Below are 14,469 nucleotides of genomic sequence, written 5' to 3'. Positions count from 1 at the left end.
CCGAATGACATTCAGAATTGCAGCTGCAGTTGCAGCTTTCGCACTCATTGCCACGCCTGCATTCGCGGGCGACCCGAGCGGAACGTGGCTGCGCGACACCGGCGCATCCCGCGTCAAAATCGGACCATGCGGCGGCGGGGCGTATTGCGGTTCGCTTGTCTGGCTCAAGCCGGGCATCGAAACACCGGCCAAGGTCGGCCAGCGTATTTTCTACGACATGAAGCCGGACGGCACGGATGCGTGGAAGGGCTCCGCGTTCAATCCCGAAGATGGCAAGACCTATGCCGGCAAGATGTCGCTGTCAGGAAGCACGCTCACCACCGCAGGCTGCGCCATGGGCGGCATGATCTGCAAATCCACCACGTGGACGCGGGTGAACTGACCGCGCGTTGAATCTGAGCGCGCCGGACGATCGGTCCGGCGGCTCAGGACTTCCGCTTCGCTCTATGAGCGAACGGATTTTCCTTCTCGCGCAGCGTAATGCGCATCGGCGTCCCGGGCAGGTCGAACGTGCTGCGCAGGCTGTTGACCAGATAGCGCAGATAGGATTCCGGCACGGCGTCAGCGCGCGAGCAGAACACCACAAAGCTCGGCGGACGCGCCTTGCTCTGCGTGATGTAGTTGAGTTTGAGGCGACGGCCTGACACCGCCGGCGGCGGATTGTTCTGAACCGCCTGCTCGAACCAGCGATTGAGCTGCGCGGTCGAGGTGCGCCGGTTCCAGACCTTGTAAGCATCCTCGATCGCGCTCATGAGCCGGTCGATGCCCTCGCCCATCATGCCGGACACCGCGACCACCGGCATGCCCTTCACCTGCGGCAGCAAATGGTCAGCGTCCTCGCGGAGCCTCGCGATCTGGCTCGGTGCGCGGTCCATCAGATCCCACTTGTTGACCGCGATCACGAGGGCGCGGCCCTCGCGCTCGATCAGATCGGCGAGCCGCAGATCCTGTTCTTCGAACTTGCTCTGCGAGTCCATCATCAGTACGACGACTTCAGCGAACCGCACCGCGCGCAGCGCATCGGACACGGACAGCTTTTCCAGCTTGTCTTCAATGCGCGAGCGCCGCCGCAAACCCGCGGTGTCGAACACGCGAAACTCGCGGCCCTTCCACGTCACATCGACCGCGATGGAATCGCGCGTCGTTCCGGCTTCGGGACTGGTCAGCAGCCGCTCTTCGCCAAGCAGGCGATTGATCAGCGTCGACTTGCCGGCATTGGGGCGGCCAAGCACCGCGACACGGATCGGGCGCGTCGAAAGACTTTCATCCTCGCCGTCCACGTTCTCGAACGACTCCGGATCGTCCTCTTCGTCATCCTCTTCGACCGGCTCCGGCATCAGCACGCGCAGCGCGTCGTAGAGATCGCTCAGCCCTTCGCCGTGCTCGGCGGAAATCGGAATCGGATCGCCGAGCCCAAGTGCGTAGGCTTCCATCGCACCTGCCTCGCCGGCCTTGCCCTCGCTCTTGTTGGCGACGAGCACCACCGGCTTGTTGGCGCGGCGCGCGAAATCGGCGAAGGCGCGGTCGTTCGGCGTCAATCCTGCGCGCGCATCGATCACGAACATCAACGCGTCGGCCAGGGCGATGGCCGCCTCGGTCTGCTCCTGCATCCGTGCGGTCAGCGAGCCCTTCGGGCCTTCGTCGAGACCGGCCGTATCGATCAGCGTGAATTCGAGATCGCCGAGACGCCCTTCGCCCTCGCGGCGGTCGCGCGTCACGCCCGGCTGGTCATCGACAAGCGCGAGCTTCTGCCCAACCAGCCGGTTGAACAGGGTCGACTTGCCGACATTGGGCCGGCCGATGATGGCAATGGTGAAGGACATGAGTGATCCGTTCGCCCTTTACGGACCTCATGTCAATAAAGGGGATCAAAAGGCGCAGTCCCTAGGATTATCCGGGGACCGCGTTGAGGGCTTAAATCGTCAGCGCGCGAAGCCTCCGCTCGGCAACGGCGCCGGGAACGAAGATGGCTGCTGTTGTGGTGCGGCCTGCGGCGGCGGCGCGGCCTGCTGCCGCTGCGGCGCGGGTGCAGGCTCTGCGTCAGGCTCCGGTGCCGTGATGCGGGTTCGCTTGGGCTTCTTCATCTTCGGCGCGGCCGCGCTGGGCTCGTCCACCAGTTGAGGGAACGGTTCGGCCTCGCGGGCCGCAGACCGTGCGGCCGGCTTTCGGGGCTCCGGCGCAGGCGGCGGAGCCTCGGCCGCCGGCGCCAGATCCTGACGCGAGCCCTTGTACAGGTCTTTCGGCACGCCCTGCTCGACACCGGGGACGCCTTCAGGGAAGACCGGCCGGCGCTCGCCGGGAATTTTCTTCTTGGTGTCGAACCAGTCCATCATGTCGGTCGGATCGAAGCTGCCGCTGGAACAGCCGGCAAGCGCGACCGACATCGCGGCAAGAACAGTGGCGGCAATCAAGCGTTGCGGGCGGCGCATCGATGTCTCGCTTCAGCTTTTCGCTGCGGGCGGCAGCAGGGCCTGCAATGCTTCGGCACGGCTGCGCATGCTCGCCGGTGTGCGGGCATCGTTGCCGATCATGTCGAGCCACTGGCGCGCGGCGGTGGCGTCATTCGCACGGTACGCCGACAACGCGAGCAGTTCGCGCGCGGTATGCCGGAAGGTCCGCCCCTCGCCGCTCGCCGGCTCAAGCCGCTGACGCATCTCCGCGTAGGGCTCGGCTTCCATCATCAGGCTTGCGGCGCGAATGCGCGCGAGATCCTGTTCAGTCACCGCGATGCTCGGATCGGCGGCAATGCCGTCGTAAAGCTTGGCCGCAGCCTTCGGATCGGCAGCAGCCGCATCCGCAGCGGCGCGCAGCCGCGCCAGCCCGCGATAGCCCCTGGAACCGTCAGCGGCGATCTTCGCGAAAGCCGCCTCGGCCTCGGTCTTCTTGCCCTGCTCGGACAGCCCGATGGCAGCCTCAAAGGCCGATCCGGCCTCCGCGGCCTTCTTGGCTTCGAGGTATTGGTAGCCACGCCAGCCGCCGACGCCGGCGACAATGAGAATCGCAGCCGCGATGATGAAGATCGAATATCGCTCCCAGAGCTTCTTGAACTGCTCCCGGCGCAAGTCTTCATCTATTTCATTAAATATTTCAGACACTTAACTGTCCCGCTCGGTATGTTTGGAAAACGTGTGAACCCGTCGTCTGCCGCGCGGTTGGCGCGGCTCCCCTAAGTGACGGTGGCGGATACAGTACCGGTATGGCGGCGACAAGGCAAAGTCAGCCGGATCAAAGCGTTAACACTGTTTTGGAACGTGTGCGCGTCCCCATCGTTGCTTTACCCCGGCTGGCTGCTACAACCCGCGGCATCAGGAGATTCCATGGCACACAGCTTTTCGATAAACGACGACGTTCATCATCAGGGTCAGGGTCCCCAGGGCCGCGCCGAGAAAATCCAGTCGGACGTCTACACGGTCGTGGGCTGCATGCCGATCGAGGCGGACGGACGCCTGCGCTATCGCATCCGAAGCAAGACCGAGAACGTCGAGCGGATCGTGACCGAAGAGCAGCTCAGCCGGTCGCAGTAAGCCCGACGTCGAGTCCGCGCCGCCCATAGCGCAGGTCGGACGGCGTGCAGCCGTAGCGCTTGCGGAAGACCCGGTTGAAATAAGAGATATCGTTGAACCCGCACTTCAGCGCGATGGCGCTGATCGAGTGACTGCGCGACTCCGGATCGGTCAGCATCTGTAATACTTTTTCGATGCGAGTATCGAGAACGTACGTCGCGAACTTCGCGCCCTCGGCAGCGAACAGTTTTCTGACGTAGCTCGACGAAATACCCTGCTGAACCGCGACGTCTGCGAGACACAGCGCGGGATTGTCGATCTCGGCCAGAATAAACGCCTTGATCGCGCTCATGCGCGATCCGCCCGTGACGACAAAACAACCTTCCATGCGAATATCCCCATTGAGAGCGAAGCCGCTCCAGCAATGGGTCGCGCAAGTGCTTCAACGGGTTCAAATCGCAGCGCAGGTTGTGTGGCAGAGCTGCGCACGGTTCAACACAATGTCCGCGAGACGCAGCGTGCGATGAAAGTCTCCGGCTTAAAAACTCGCGTTCGCGAGCGTCGATTTTTCATGCCCTCATGTCCCCGGCAGCGAGTGAAAAACCGCCTTGTATCAAGGCCTGCCTCGCCTGCTTTAGGCCAATAATACTGACGTACCTCCCGCTAAATACCCATCCGAGCGTGACTTCCCGGTGACAGCCAGCGCCGGATTTTTGTGATGGTATTTTCTTAAGGGCATTTCCGGCTCGACTGCCAAACTCAGACATTTTTTTAATGGGGAGTGCATCATGCGGAAATTACTTACGACAGCGGCCTTCCTGGCCTTCGCAATCAGCAGCGCATCAGCCGCGGACATGGCTCCGCGGTACAAGGCCCCACCACCAGTTGTTGCTCCGATCTGGACCTGGACCGGCTTCTACGCAGGCATCCATGTCGGCTATGGTTGGAGCGACTCATCCGTCGTCATCACGCAGACAGGCTTCCCCGGCCTCGACGTGGCAACATTGGGGAGCGACAGCAACGGTGTCGTCGGTGGCGGGCAGATCGGTTACAATTGGCAATTCGCACCAAGTTGGGTGCTCGGCATCGAGGGCGATATCTCCGGAACGGGAATTCGCACGACGAACAGTGCTGCCGTCACCGTCGGCGGCGCCCCGTTTCCTGGTCTGTTTCATTTGCAGGACCGCAGCGTAGACTGGATGGCGAGTATCCGCGGCAGGCTCGGTTTCACTTGGGATCGTTGGATGATCTATGGCACCGGCGGCGGCGCGTGGGCAGACATCAACTATCGTAACCATTTGGTCGTTGGCGGTGCGTTCAACCCGCTCGATGTCAGCCGTACACAATCCGGCTGGGTCGCCGGCGGCGGTGTGGAATACGCGGTCTCGAACAATTGGACGGTACGCGCCGAATATCTCTATTACGATTTCGGCGACGAGACGATCATCAACCTTTCGCCGATCGTCGCTGGCGGGGCGAACAACGCACGTTGGGACAACCAGTTTCACGTCGTTCGCGCCGGCGTGAACTACAAGTTCTAAACCCTCAACGGCGCGGCCTCACGGTCGCGCCGTGTGTCTTGATCGTTTCTATCGTTTCTCCAGTTTCACAAACTCAAGCCCGGCGCGCTGCGCCGGGCTTTTTTGTGGAAACACCCGTTCAATGCGTCTCAACCCTTCGGCTTGATGCCGTAGACGTGCTCCGGCCCCGGGAATGCGCGCGAGCGGACCTCGCGGGCGTAGTCCTGAATGGCCGCCTCGATGCCGGGTCCGAGATTGCCGTAGCGCTTGACGAACTTCGGCACCCAAGGCGACAGGCCGAGCATGTCCTCCAGCACCAGCACCTGACCGTCGCACGCATTGCTTGCGCCGATGCCGATGGTCGGGACCTGCACGATCTCGGTGATGCGTCGCGCCAGCGGCTCCGCCACGGCTTCCACCACCATCGAGAAGGCACCGGCCTGCGCCACCGCGATGGCATCCTGCTGAAACGGACCGCTGCCGTTCTCGCCCGCCGCGATCTTGATGGCTTCGTCCTTGCCCTGCGACTTGAAGCTGCCGAGCGTGTTGATCGACTGCGGCGTGAGGCCGATATGCCCCATCACCGGAATGCCCCGCGTGGTGAGAAACTCGATGGTCTCCGCCATGCGCACGCCGCCTTCCATCTTCACGGCGCCGCAATGGGTTTCCTTCAGCACGCGCACGGCGGAATGAAACGCCTGTTCCTTCGAGGCCTCGTACGATCCGAACGGCATATCCACCACGACGAGTGCTTCCTTCGAGCCGCGCATCACCGCGCGGCCTTGCAGGATCATCATGTCGAGCGTGACCGGCACCGTCGTCTCGAAGCCGTGCATCACGTTGCCGAGCGAGTCGCCGACCAGAATGACGTCGCAATACCGGTCGACCAGCGCCGCGGTATGCGCATGGTACGACGTCAGCATCACGATCGGATCGCCGCCCTTGCGCTTGAGGATATCGGGCGCGGTCTTGCGCTTCACCGCTGTTTGCACGGACATGTCTTAAGCTCCAATCACAGGGACGCCGATCACGAGAGGATGGAATGCGAAGGCCAGCGCGGCATAGACCACGACGCCGACCGCGACCGCGATCAGATCGTTGCCGACACCGCCGACCGGAATGGGCGGTGCGCCGGGATCTTCGCGGCGCTTGAGCGAAATGCGGTCGTACACGGCCCACGCGAGCACGGATCCGAACAGGATGATCGATCCGAGATCGCCATTGGACATCAGATGCAGCACCGCCCACAGTTTCACGCCGGCCAGCATCGGATGCTTCAGTTTCAGATAGATGTTGCCGCGGATATAGGACGCCACCACCAGGATCACCGCAGGCAGCATCAGCGCCAGCGCGAGGTGCCGCATGGCGACCGGCGGATACCAGACGTTGATCCACTCCGTCGCGCGATAGCGGCTAAAGCCCCACACGATCAGCGCGAGGCCCGCGAACGACACCACCGTATAGAGAATCTTGTAACCGCCCTCGCCGAGACGCGCGATGGCCGCCGCGCGCGGACCGCGCAACGTGGTCAGCGTATGGACGCCGAGAAACAGCGCCAATCCGGCGATGAGGATCAACAAGCCCATGTGCCGCCTCCGTCCCGACCTGCCCGCAGCGGTTTTCGGCACCGCCTTCCGGGAGTTTCCACTGCGCGCGGGACCCTGTTAAAGTCCGGCGGCGCTGTGCCCCGGTATCACTTTTAGGGTGCGGCGCGCAATGCCGCTTCCGCATCGCAACCCTGCTCCAAATCTTCCCTGGCCTTATGAAATCCCTTGCAATCGCCGCACTCGCGCTGGCTCTCGCCGCGCCCGCCTCGAACGCCCGTGCCGCGGAGCCGGCGTGGCCGCCGAAAATCGTGAAAATCATCGTGCCCTATGCGCCGGGGTCGACGCCGGATCTGGTCGGGCGGATCGTCGCCGACGACCTGCAGGCGCGCCATCCGGGCGCGAGTTTCATCGTCGAGAACAAGCCGGGGGCCGGCGGCAACATCGGCACCGACGCCGTCGCCAAGGCCGCGCCCGACGGCGCAACGCTCGGCATCAGCCTCGGCGGGCCGCTTGCCATCAACACGCTGCTGTTCTCCAAGCTGCCCTACGATCCCGCGAAGGACATCGCGCCGATCACGATGCTCACGTCGCTACCGAGCGTGCTGGTGGTGCCCGCGAGCCTGAACCTCAATTCGGTCGCGGAGTTCGTCGCTGCCGTGAAGCGCGATCCGGCAAAATTCGCCTTCGGCTCGATCGGCGCGGGCTCGCTGTCGCACCTGACCATGGAAGCCATCGCGCAACGCGCGGGCGCCGCGATGGTGCATATCCCCTATGGCGGTTCGCCGCAGGCGATCACCGCCGTGATCCGCGCCGATGTGCAGGCCGCGTGCCTGCCCGCCATCGCGGTGACGCCGCAGCTCGCAGGCGGGAAAGTGAAGATCCTCGCGGTCGCGACCGCGCAGCGCTCGCGCTTCCTTCCCGACGTGCCGACGCTGAAGGAGTCAGGCATCGACGTCGAATCCGACGCATGGAACGCGCTGATTGCTCCCGCCGGCACGCCGCCCGCGATGATCAAACAGATCAACGACGAGGTGAACGACATCCTCACCAAGCCGAGCGTGCGCGAGCGGCTCGAGACGCAGCAGATCGAGCCGACGCCCTCGACGCCGGGTGCTTTGCGCGCGCGGATGGACGCCGAGATCAAGCTGTGGTCCGATGTCATCAAGCGCGGGGATATTCGGATCAATTAGGAGTTATCTGCTCCGCGCAAATTTCCCTCAACTCGTCGTCCCCGCGAAGGCGGGGACCCATAACCACTAAACGACGCGACGATGGCAAGAAGATCGCTCCAGCATCTCTGCCGAACCGATGATCCAGGGAGTATGGGTCCCCGCCTGCGCGGGGACGACACCGAGTGTTAGTTACCGACAACGAAAACAATGAGGAACGCATGAACGCCCCTGCCACCGTCGCCTTCGAGCGCAGCCACGACATCATCATCAACGCGCCGCCGAAGGCGGTGTTCGACTACGTGACCAACCCGCAATCGTGGCCGGAGTGGCTGGCGGCGTCGCATCACATCGACAGCGAAAACCGCCCGCTCGACACCGGCGAGCTGTTTCACGAGAAATGGCACATCCGCTCGGGTGAAGTGTCGCTGAACTGGATCGTGCGCAGTTGCGTCAGCCCGAAGCTGTGGATCGTGCAGGCCGAAACCGATTTCATCGGGCCGATCGTCGTTCAGTACACCTGTGAGGATGTCGAAGGCGGCACGAAGTTCACCCGCACCCTGCGCAATCCCGCGCGCAAGAAACCGCCGACCGACGAGCAGATCGCGGCGATGGATGCGGAAGCCGCGGTGGGCTTAGGGAATATCAAGACGAATGTGGAGAAGCGGGCGGGCAAGGCTGTTTGAAAATTGAATCGGAAAGTCGAAGTGACGCACGCTGTCGCATCACACTCAATCGTCGTCCCCGCGAAGGCGGGGACCCATAACCGTCGAACGTCGTGGTGACGGCGAGAAGATCGCTCCAGCATCACCACTAAATCGAGAACTCAGGGAGTATGGGTCCCCGCCTTCGCGGGGACGACGCGGAGAGATTACGCGCGATGCCTGACGTCTCCCTCCGTGGAGGCACAAACGCTCACGCCTTCTTCTTCACATCCTTGATGGACGAGAACACGATGCCCTCGGCGCGCTCGCGCGTGTAGCCGAGATAGAACTCGTTCTTGGCCAGGAACACCGGATCGCCATCGACGTCGTCGGCGACGCCGGAATTGTTCGCCGACACGAACGCATCGAGCTTCTTGCGGTCGTCGGACGAGATCCAGCGCGCGAGCTGGAATTCGCTGATCTCGAAATCCACCGGCAGCGAATACTCCGCATCAAGCCGCGCCTTCAGCACATCAAGCTGCAGCGAACCGACCACGCCGACCAGCGCAGGCGCGCCGTCGCGCGGACGGAACACCTGCACGACGCCCTCTTCCGACATCTGCTGCAAGGCTTCCTTCAGCTTCTTGGCCTTCATCGCGTCTGTCAGGCGCACCCGGCGCAGGATTTCCGGCGCAAACGACGGAACGCCGACGAACGTGATGTCCTCGCCCTCGGTCAGCGTATCGCCGATCCGCAGCGTGCCGTGATTGGGAATACCGACCACGTCGCCCGCATAGGCTTCGTCGGCAATGGCGCGGTCCTGCGCGAAGAAGAACTGCGGCGACGACAGGCTCATGTTCTTGCCGGTGCGCACCAGCTTGGCCTTCATGCCGCGCGTCAGCTTGCCCGAGCACAGCCGCGCGAACGCGATGCGGTCGCGGTGGTTCGGGTCCATGTTCGCCTGGATCTTGAACACAAACGCGCTCATCTTCGGATCGTCGGCCTCGACCTTGCGCTTGTCGGCGTCCTGCGCGCGCGGCGACGGCGCGAAACGGCCGAGACCTTCCAGGAGATCTCCGACGCCGAAATTGCGCAGCGCGCTGCCGAAGTAGACCGGCGTCATGTGGCCCTCGCGGAACGACTGCAGGTCGAACGGCTTCGAGGCTTCCTTCACCAGTTCGAGTTCGTGGGCGATCTCGCTGGTATCGAGATTGGCGTTGCGGCCGGCCAAATCAGAAATCTCGATTTTCTCCGCTGCGCCGGTCTTGGCGCCGCCGCCCTCCAGCAGGCGGATGCCACCGGTTTCGATGTCATAGGTGCCCATGAAATCGCGGCCGCGGCCGACCGGCCAGTTGATCGGCGTGGTGTCGAGCGCCAGCGTCTTCTCGATCTCGTCGAGCAGATCGAACACGTCGCGGCTCTCGCGGTCCATCTTGTTGACGAAGGTAACGATCGGGATGTCGCGCAGACGGCACACCTCGATCAGCTTCAGCGTGCGCGCCTCGATGCCCTTGGCCGCGTCGATCACCATCACCGCGGAGTCGACCGCGGTCAGCGTGCGATAGGTGTCTTCCGAGAAGTCCTCGTGGCCCGGCGTATCGAGCAGGTTGAACACGAGGTTCTGGAATTCGAACGTCATCACCGAGGTAACGACGGAGATGCCGCGCTCGCGCTCGATCTTCATCCAGTCGGAGCGCGTGTTTCGCCGCTCGCCCTTGGCCTTGACCTGACCCGCGAGATTGATCGCGCCGCCGAACAGCAGCAGCTTTTCCGTCAGCGTGGTCTTGCCGGCGTCAGGATGCGAAATGATCGCGAATGTGCGCCGGCGCGCCACTTCTTCGGCAAGCGGCGTCAGCGAGGCAGACTCGGCGGCAATGGCGGTGTCGGACATGATGCGAGCGTGTCGCAAAGAAACGCGGCAGGATCAAGGGTATTTGAACTTCATGCACTTGCATCTTCTTTTTCGCTGGGTCATATTGAGCAGCGAGGACGACCTCGATTCACTCACATTTCCGCAGGGACGGCCCTGTTGTGGAGATATCTAGGCCATGGCATGGACAATGCTGTTTGTTGCGGGCTTGCTGGAAATCGGCTGGGCTATCGGGCTCAAATATACCGACGGATTCACAAAGCTGATGCCCTCGGTACTGACCATCATCAGCATGATCGCCAGCGTCCTCCTGCTCGGCCTGTCGCTGAAGACGTTACCGGTCGGCACCGCCTACGCCGTCTGGACCGGTATCGGCACGGTCGGAACCGCCATCCTCGGCATCTGGCTGCTGGGCGACCCGGCAACCGTCGTCCGGCTCGTCTGCATCGGGCTGATCGTCGCGGGAATCATCGGACTGAAGATAGTCGCGTAAGAAAAGATCAGCGCCAGCCCGCCAGCGTCACGGCATAGTAGGTCGCGGCTGAAACCAGCGCCGCCGCCGGAATCGTGAAGATCCACGCCGTTACGATGGAGCTTGCCACGTTCCAGCGCACGGCAGATAGCCGCCGTGCGGCGCCGACACCGACAATCGCGCCGGTGATGGTATGCGTCGTCGAGACCGGAATGCCGAGGAACGTCGCCGCGAACAGCGTCGCCGCCCCGCCCGTCTCGGCGCAGAATCCTTGCATCGGATTGAGCTTGGTGATCCGCAGTCCCATGGTGCGCACGATGCGCCAGCCGCCCATCAGCGTTCCCAGCGCCATCGCGGCCTGGCAAGAAATCACCACCCAGAACGGAACGCTGAACTCTCCCCCGAGATAGCCCTGCGAGTAGAGCAGCACCGCGATGATGCCCATGGTCTTCTGCGCGTCGTTGGCGCCGTGACCGAGCGAATACAACGAAGCCGAGACAAACTGCAGAATCCGGAAAGCACGATCGACCGCGAACGGCGTCGACCGCACCGCGGCCCATGACACGATCGCCGTCAGAAGCAGCGCGAGCAGAAATCCGACGAACGGCGAGAGCACAATCGCGAGCAGTGTTTTCGACAGGCCGCTCCAGACCATGACGGAGAATCCGGCCTTGGCGATACCTGCGCCGAGCAATCCGCCGATCAGCGCATGTGAGCTGCTCGACGGCATTCCGAGCGCCCACGTCACCAGGTTCCAGACGATCGCCCCGATCAAGGCCGCGAAGATCACCTGGGCGTCAATCACGCCGGGGTGGATGATGCCGGTGCCGATGGTCTGCGCGACATGCAGGCCAAAAAACAAGAAAGCGATGAAATTGAAGAACGCTGCCCAGGCGACGGCATATTGCGGCCGCAGCACGCGGGTCGAAACGATGGTGGCGATAGAATTGGCGGCGTCGTGCAGTCCGTTGAGAAAATCGAACAGCAGCGCGACACCGATCAGTCCGACCAGGATGGGAAAAGCGAGCGAAGCATCCACTGTGTGGTCCTGACCTTAAACTTGCTCGATCACGATACTGTTGATCTCGTTCGCGACGTCGTCGAAGCGATCGGCGACTTTCTCGAGATGCTTGTAGATTTCTGCGCCGACGACGAAGTCCATCGCGCTGCCGTCGCGGTGCTTGAGGAACAGTTCCTTCAGGCCGATGTCGTTCAGGTCATCGACGCGGCCTTCCAGCCGCGTGATTTCCTCGGTGAGCGCCGTCAGCGTCGTGACGTTCGGGCCCATCGACTGCATCAGCGGAAGCGCGCGGCCGACGAGGTTGGCGCACTGAACGAGGATAGAGCCGATCTCGCGCATCGGCGGCTCGAAGGTCCGCACCTCGAACAGCATCACCGCCTTGGCGGTCTGCTGCATCTGGTCGATGGCATCGTCCATCGCGGTGATCAGGTTCTTGATATCGCCGCGATCGAACGGCGTGATGAAGGTCCGGCGAACGGCGGTCAGGACTTCCCGCGTGACCTGATCGGCGTCGTTTTCGAACTGGTTGACGCGCTGGCAGTAAACCGGGGTCTCCTCGCCGCCGCGCAGCATCCCCTCCAGCGCCTCGGCGCCCTGCACCACGGACTGGGAATGCCGGGCGAACAGGTCGAAAAACCGCTCCTCCCGAGGCAGCAGCTTACGAAACAACCCAAGCATGATCTTTCTCCGGCATGACAGAACGCGTCACATCTCTGTCATAAACCGTTTCACAAACCAACAGTCGGCTGCCGGCGCAAAAGCGCCGGTCATCCACCGTTTTATCGAGGCGAGAAAGGCCGTAGAATCTGCCGGTTACAGCGAACGTTTGAAGAAATGGGCGATTTCGCCGACGATGCCGCGGCGGAAGGTCAGCACGCAGATCACGAAGATCGCGCCCTGAATCACCGTGACCCACTGCCCGAAGCCGGCCAGATACTGCTGCATGGCGATGATGACGAAGGCGCCGACCACCGGGCCGAACACGGTGCCGAGGCCGCCGACCAGCGTCATCAGCACGACTTCGCCGGACATGGTCCAGTGCACGTCGGTCAATGAGGCGTTCTGCGCCACGAACACCTTCACCGCGCCGGCCAGACCCGCCAGCGTGCCGGACAGGATGTACGCCAGCAGCTTGTACTGGTCGGTCTTGTAGCCGAGCGAGATGGCGCGCTGCTCGTTCTCGCGGATCGACTTGAGCACCTCGCCGAACGGCGAATTGATCGCGCGGTAGATCAGCAGGAACCCGAGCAGGAAGATCGTCAGCACGACGTAATACAGCGTGGTCGGCTTCGACAGGTCGAACACCCCGAACATCATGCCCTGCGGAATGCCCTGGATGCCGTCTTCGCCGTGGGTGAACGGCGTCTGCAGGTAGATGAAGAACAGCAGCTGCGACAGCGCCAGCGTGATCATCGCAAAGTAGATGCCCTGGCGGCGGATCGCGATCAGGCCGGTGATGACGCTGAGCGCGGCAGACGCGGCGACGCCCAGGATGATGCCGATCTCGGGCGAGACGCCCCAGACCTTCAGCGCATGCGCGGTGACGTAGCCCGCGGTGCCGAGGAACATCGCGTGCCCGAACGACAACAGGCCGCTGTAGCCGATCAGCAGGTTGAACGCGCAGGCGAACAGCGCAAAGCACAGCGCCTGCATCACGAAATAGGGGTAGATCCCGGTCAGCGGTACGATGACCAGCAGGACGGTCATGACCACGAACGCGATCATCTCGTCGGCGGTGCGGCCCTTAACGGGAACGGCGTTGTCAGTGATTGTCGTCATATCAGTTCGCCCGCCCCGTCAGTCCAGTCGGCTTTACGAGGAGCACCAGCACCATCAGCACGAAGACCACGGTGTTGGACGCCTCGGGATAAAAATACTTGGTCAGGCCCTCGATCACGCCGAGCGCGAAGCCGGTGATAATCGAGCCCATGATCGAGCCCATGCCGCCGATCACGACCACCGCGAACACCACGATGATGAGATCCGCGCCCATCAGCGGCCGCACCTGATTGATCGGTGCCGAGAGCACGCCGGCCAGTGCGGCGAGACCGACGCCGAGACCGTAGGTCAGCGTGATCATGCGCGGCACGTTGATGCCGAAGGCGCGCACCAGCGTCGGATTCTCGGTGGCGGCGCGCAGGTTGGCGCCGAGCCGCGTGCGCTCGATCAGGTACCAGGTGGCGATACAGATCACGAGCGAGAAGATGACAACCCAGCCGCGATAGATCGGCAGGAACATGAAGCCGACATCGACGCCGCCCTTGAGAATGTCAGGAATGGCATAAGGCAATCCGGACGAGCCGAAGTAGTTCTGGAACACGCCCTGAATGATCAGCGCCAGACCGAACGTCAGCAACAATCCATAGAGGTGGTCGAGACCGGTCAGCCACTGCAGCATCGTGCGCTCGAGCAGGATGCCGAAGCCGCCGACGATCACCGGCGCCAGAATCAGCGCCCACCAGTAATTCAGGCCTGCGAGATTCAGCAGGAAGTAGGCAACGAAAGCACCCATCATATAGAGCGCGCCGTGCGCAAAATTGATGATGTTGAGCATCCCGAAGATCACGGCCAGCCCAAGGCTCAGCAGCGCGTAAAACGAGCCGTTGATCAATCCAACAAGAAGCTGGGCGTACAGAGCTTGCATCGTATCGATTCTTTCGCGCGCGATTGAGAGCGGTATTGAGAGAATGCCCGGCGGCGTCAAGCCGCCGGGCGATTGCTTG

The 14,469-nt window shown here is 62.8% G+C and carries 17 protein-coding genes; 6 read left to right on the top strand and 11 right to left on the bottom strand.

The annotated features are described in order from the left end of the window. Positions 1-4 precede the first annotated feature (4 nt). Entirely contained in the window at positions 5-382 is a 378-nt protein-coding gene (locus YH63_RS17140) for a DUF2147 domain-containing protein (RefSeq protein WP_046826556.1), read from the top strand. A 43-nt stretch (positions 383-425) separates the two neighbouring features. Here YH63_RS17140 and der read toward each other — a convergent pair whose 3' ends face one another. The 3 genes from der to YH63_RS17125 form a co-directional block, all read right to left on the bottom strand. Continuing rightward, positions 426-1,823 carry a ribosome biogenesis GTPase Der gene (gene der, locus YH63_RS17135; protein ID WP_046826557.1) on the bottom strand — a complete coding sequence of 466 codons (1,398 nt, stop codon included), beginning with the start codon at positions 1,821-1,823 and terminating at the stop codon, positions 426-428. A 99-nt stretch (positions 1,824-1,922) separates the two neighbouring features. After that, positions 1,923-2,429 carry a hypothetical protein gene (locus YH63_RS17130; protein WP_046826558.1) on the bottom strand — a complete coding sequence of 169 codons (507 nt, stop codon included), beginning with the start codon at positions 2,427-2,429 and terminating at the stop codon, positions 1,923-1,925. 12 nt (positions 2,430-2,441) lie between these two features. Further along, entirely contained in the window at positions 2,442-3,095 is a 654-nt protein-coding gene (locus YH63_RS17125; RefSeq protein ID WP_046826559.1) for a tetratricopeptide repeat protein, read from the bottom strand. 222 nt (positions 3,096-3,317) lie between these two features. On the opposite strand from YH63_RS17125, the gene YH63_RS17120 reads away from it, so the two are divergent. Then, entirely contained in the window at positions 3,318-3,524 is a 207-nt protein-coding gene (locus YH63_RS17120; RefSeq protein ID WP_046826560.1) for a hypothetical protein, read from the top strand. Here YH63_RS17120 and YH63_RS17115 read toward each other — a convergent pair. Further along, positions 3,508-3,855 carry a helix-turn-helix transcriptional regulator gene (locus YH63_RS17115; RefSeq protein WP_083992691.1) on the bottom strand — a complete coding sequence of 116 codons (348 nt, stop codon included), beginning with the start codon at positions 3,853-3,855 and terminating at the stop codon, positions 3,508-3,510. The genes YH63_RS17120 and YH63_RS17115 overlap by 17 nt on opposite strands. 436 nt (positions 3,856-4,291) lie before the next feature. On the opposite strand from YH63_RS17115, the gene YH63_RS17110 reads away from it, so the two are divergent. Beyond that, positions 4,292-5,044, top strand: coding sequence for an outer membrane protein (locus YH63_RS17110; RefSeq protein WP_046826562.1), 753 nt, complete (start codon positions 4,292-4,294; stop codon positions 5,042-5,044). Between the two features lie 128 nt (positions 5,045-5,172). Here YH63_RS17110 and panB read toward each other — a convergent pair whose 3' ends face one another. Both panB and YH63_RS17100 read right to left on the bottom strand, forming a co-directional pair. Beyond that, a complete protein-coding gene (gene panB, locus YH63_RS17105; RefSeq protein WP_046826563.1) occupies positions 5,173-6,021 on the bottom strand; it encodes a 3-methyl-2-oxobutanoate hydroxymethyltransferase in 849 nt (282 codons plus the stop codon). Between the two features lie 3 nt (positions 6,022-6,024). Continuing rightward, positions 6,025-6,609 (bottom strand): NnrU family protein, encoded by a 585-nt coding sequence (locus tag YH63_RS17100; protein WP_046826564.1) that lies wholly within the window; start codon positions 6,607-6,609, stop codon positions 6,025-6,027. 176 nt (positions 6,610-6,785) lie between these two features. On the opposite strand from YH63_RS17100, the gene YH63_RS17095 reads away from it, so the two are divergent. Further along, the gene (locus YH63_RS17095; protein ID WP_046826565.1) at positions 6,786-7,760 is read left to right on the top strand and encodes a Bug family tripartite tricarboxylate transporter substrate binding protein; all 975 of its coding nucleotides are present in this window, start codon (positions 6,786-6,788) and stop codon (positions 7,758-7,760) included. Positions 7,761-7,960: 200 nt separating this feature from the next. Beyond that, positions 7,961-8,425, top strand: coding sequence for an SRPBCC family protein (locus tag YH63_RS17090; protein WP_046826566.1), 465 nt, complete (start codon positions 7,961-7,963; stop codon positions 8,423-8,425). A gap of 229 nt (positions 8,426-8,654) precedes the next feature. Here the strand turns inward: YH63_RS17090 and YH63_RS17085 are convergent, their stop codons facing one another. Further along, complete coding sequence (locus tag YH63_RS17085; protein WP_046826567.1) at positions 8,655-10,274, bottom strand: peptide chain release factor 3; 1,620 nt, start codon at positions 10,272-10,274, stop codon at positions 8,655-8,657. Positions 10,275-10,431: 157 nt separating this feature from the next. Between YH63_RS17085 and sugE the strand changes: the two genes are divergently transcribed. Next, the gene (sugE, locus tag YH63_RS17080) at positions 10,432-10,746 is read left to right on the top strand and encodes a quaternary ammonium compound efflux SMR transporter SugE (RefSeq protein ID WP_046826568.1); all 315 of its coding nucleotides are present in this window, start codon (positions 10,432-10,434) and stop codon (positions 10,744-10,746) included. A gap of 7 nt (positions 10,747-10,753) precedes the next feature. Here sugE and YH63_RS17075 read toward each other — a convergent pair whose 3' ends face one another. The 4 genes from YH63_RS17075 to YH63_RS17060 all read right to left on the bottom strand — a co-directional run bounded on the left by YH63_RS17075 (position 10,754) and on the right by YH63_RS17060 (position 14,390). After that, on the bottom strand, positions 10,754-11,764 hold the full coding sequence (locus tag YH63_RS17075; protein WP_046826569.1) for an inorganic phosphate transporter: 1,011 nt from the start codon (positions 11,762-11,764) through the stop codon (positions 10,754-10,756). A gap of 15 nt (positions 11,765-11,779) precedes the next feature. After that, on the bottom strand, positions 11,780-12,424 hold the full coding sequence (locus YH63_RS17070; protein WP_046826570.1) for a DUF47 domain-containing protein: 645 nt from the start codon (positions 12,422-12,424) through the stop codon (positions 11,780-11,782). Between the two features lie 135 nt (positions 12,425-12,559). Continuing rightward, positions 12,560-13,525 (bottom strand): branched-chain amino acid ABC transporter permease, encoded by a 966-nt coding sequence (locus YH63_RS17065; RefSeq protein ID WP_046826571.1) that lies wholly within the window; start codon positions 13,523-13,525, stop codon positions 12,560-12,562. 1 nt (position 13,526) lies between these two features. Beyond that, positions 13,527-14,390 (bottom strand): branched-chain amino acid ABC transporter permease, encoded by an 864-nt coding sequence (locus YH63_RS17060; protein ID WP_046829442.1) that lies wholly within the window; start codon positions 14,388-14,390, stop codon positions 13,527-13,529. Positions 14,391-14,469: the final 79 nt, after the last annotated feature.

It is taken from the genome of Afipia massiliensis (assembly GCF_001006325.2).
GTDB lineage: Bacteria > Pseudomonadota > Alphaproteobacteria > Rhizobiales > Xanthobacteraceae > Afipia > Afipia massiliensis_A.
The sequence above is the reverse complement of the archived record's forward strand: the minus strand, read 5'-3'. Positions and strand labels throughout refer to the sequence as shown.

Bases quoted from the DNA above. Each gene is read 5' to 3' on its own strand.
- YH63_RS17120 (WP_046826560.1), top strand. From the start codon at position 3,318: ATGGCACACAGCTTTTCGATAAACGACGACGTTCATCATCAGGGTCAG.
- YH63_RS17100 (WP_046826564.1), bottom strand. From the start codon at position 6,609: ATGGGCTTGTTGATCCTCATCGCCGGATTGGCGCTGTTTCTCGGCGTC.
- YH63_RS17065 (WP_046826571.1), bottom strand. From the start codon at position 13,525: ATGACGACAATCACTGACAACGCCGTTCCCGTTAAGGGCCGCACCGCC.
- der (WP_046826557.1), bottom strand. From the start codon at position 1,823: ATGTCCTTCACCATTGCCATCATCGGCCGGCCCAATGTCGGCAAGTCG.
- YH63_RS17070 (WP_046826570.1), bottom strand. From the start codon at position 12,424: ATGCTTGGGTTGTTTCGTAAGCTGCTGCCTCGGGAGGAGCGGTTTTTC.
- YH63_RS17085 (WP_046826567.1), bottom strand. From the start codon at position 10,274: ATGTCCGACACCGCCATTGCCGCCGAGTCTGCCTCGCTGACGCCGCTT.
- sugE (WP_046826568.1), top strand. From the start codon at position 10,432: ATGGCATGGACAATGCTGTTTGTTGCGGGCTTGCTGGAAATCGGCTGG.
- YH63_RS17130 (WP_046826558.1), bottom strand. From the start codon at position 2,429: ATGCGCCGCCCGCAACGCTTGATTGCCGCCACTGTTCTTGCCGCGATG.
- YH63_RS17095 (WP_046826565.1), top strand. From the start codon at position 6,786: ATGAAATCCCTTGCAATCGCCGCACTCGCGCTGGCTCTCGCCGCGCCC.
- YH63_RS17140 (WP_046826556.1), top strand. From the start codon at position 5: ATGACATTCAGAATTGCAGCTGCAGTTGCAGCTTTCGCACTCATTGCC.
- YH63_RS17090 (WP_046826566.1), top strand. From the start codon at position 7,961: ATGAACGCCCCTGCCACCGTCGCCTTCGAGCGCAGCCACGACATCATC.
- panB (WP_046826563.1), bottom strand. From the start codon at position 6,021: ATGTCCGTGCAAACAGCGGTGAAGCGCAAGACCGCGCCCGATATCCTC.
- YH63_RS17060 (WP_046829442.1), bottom strand. From the start codon at position 14,390: ATGCAAGCTCTGTACGCCCAGCTTCTTGTTGGATTGATCAACGGCTCG.
- YH63_RS17110 (WP_046826562.1), top strand. From the start codon at position 4,292: ATGCGGAAATTACTTACGACAGCGGCCTTCCTGGCCTTCGCAATCAGC.
- YH63_RS17115 (WP_083992691.1), bottom strand. From the start codon at position 3,855: ATGAGCGCGATCAAGGCGTTTATTCTGGCCGAGATCGACAATCCCGCG.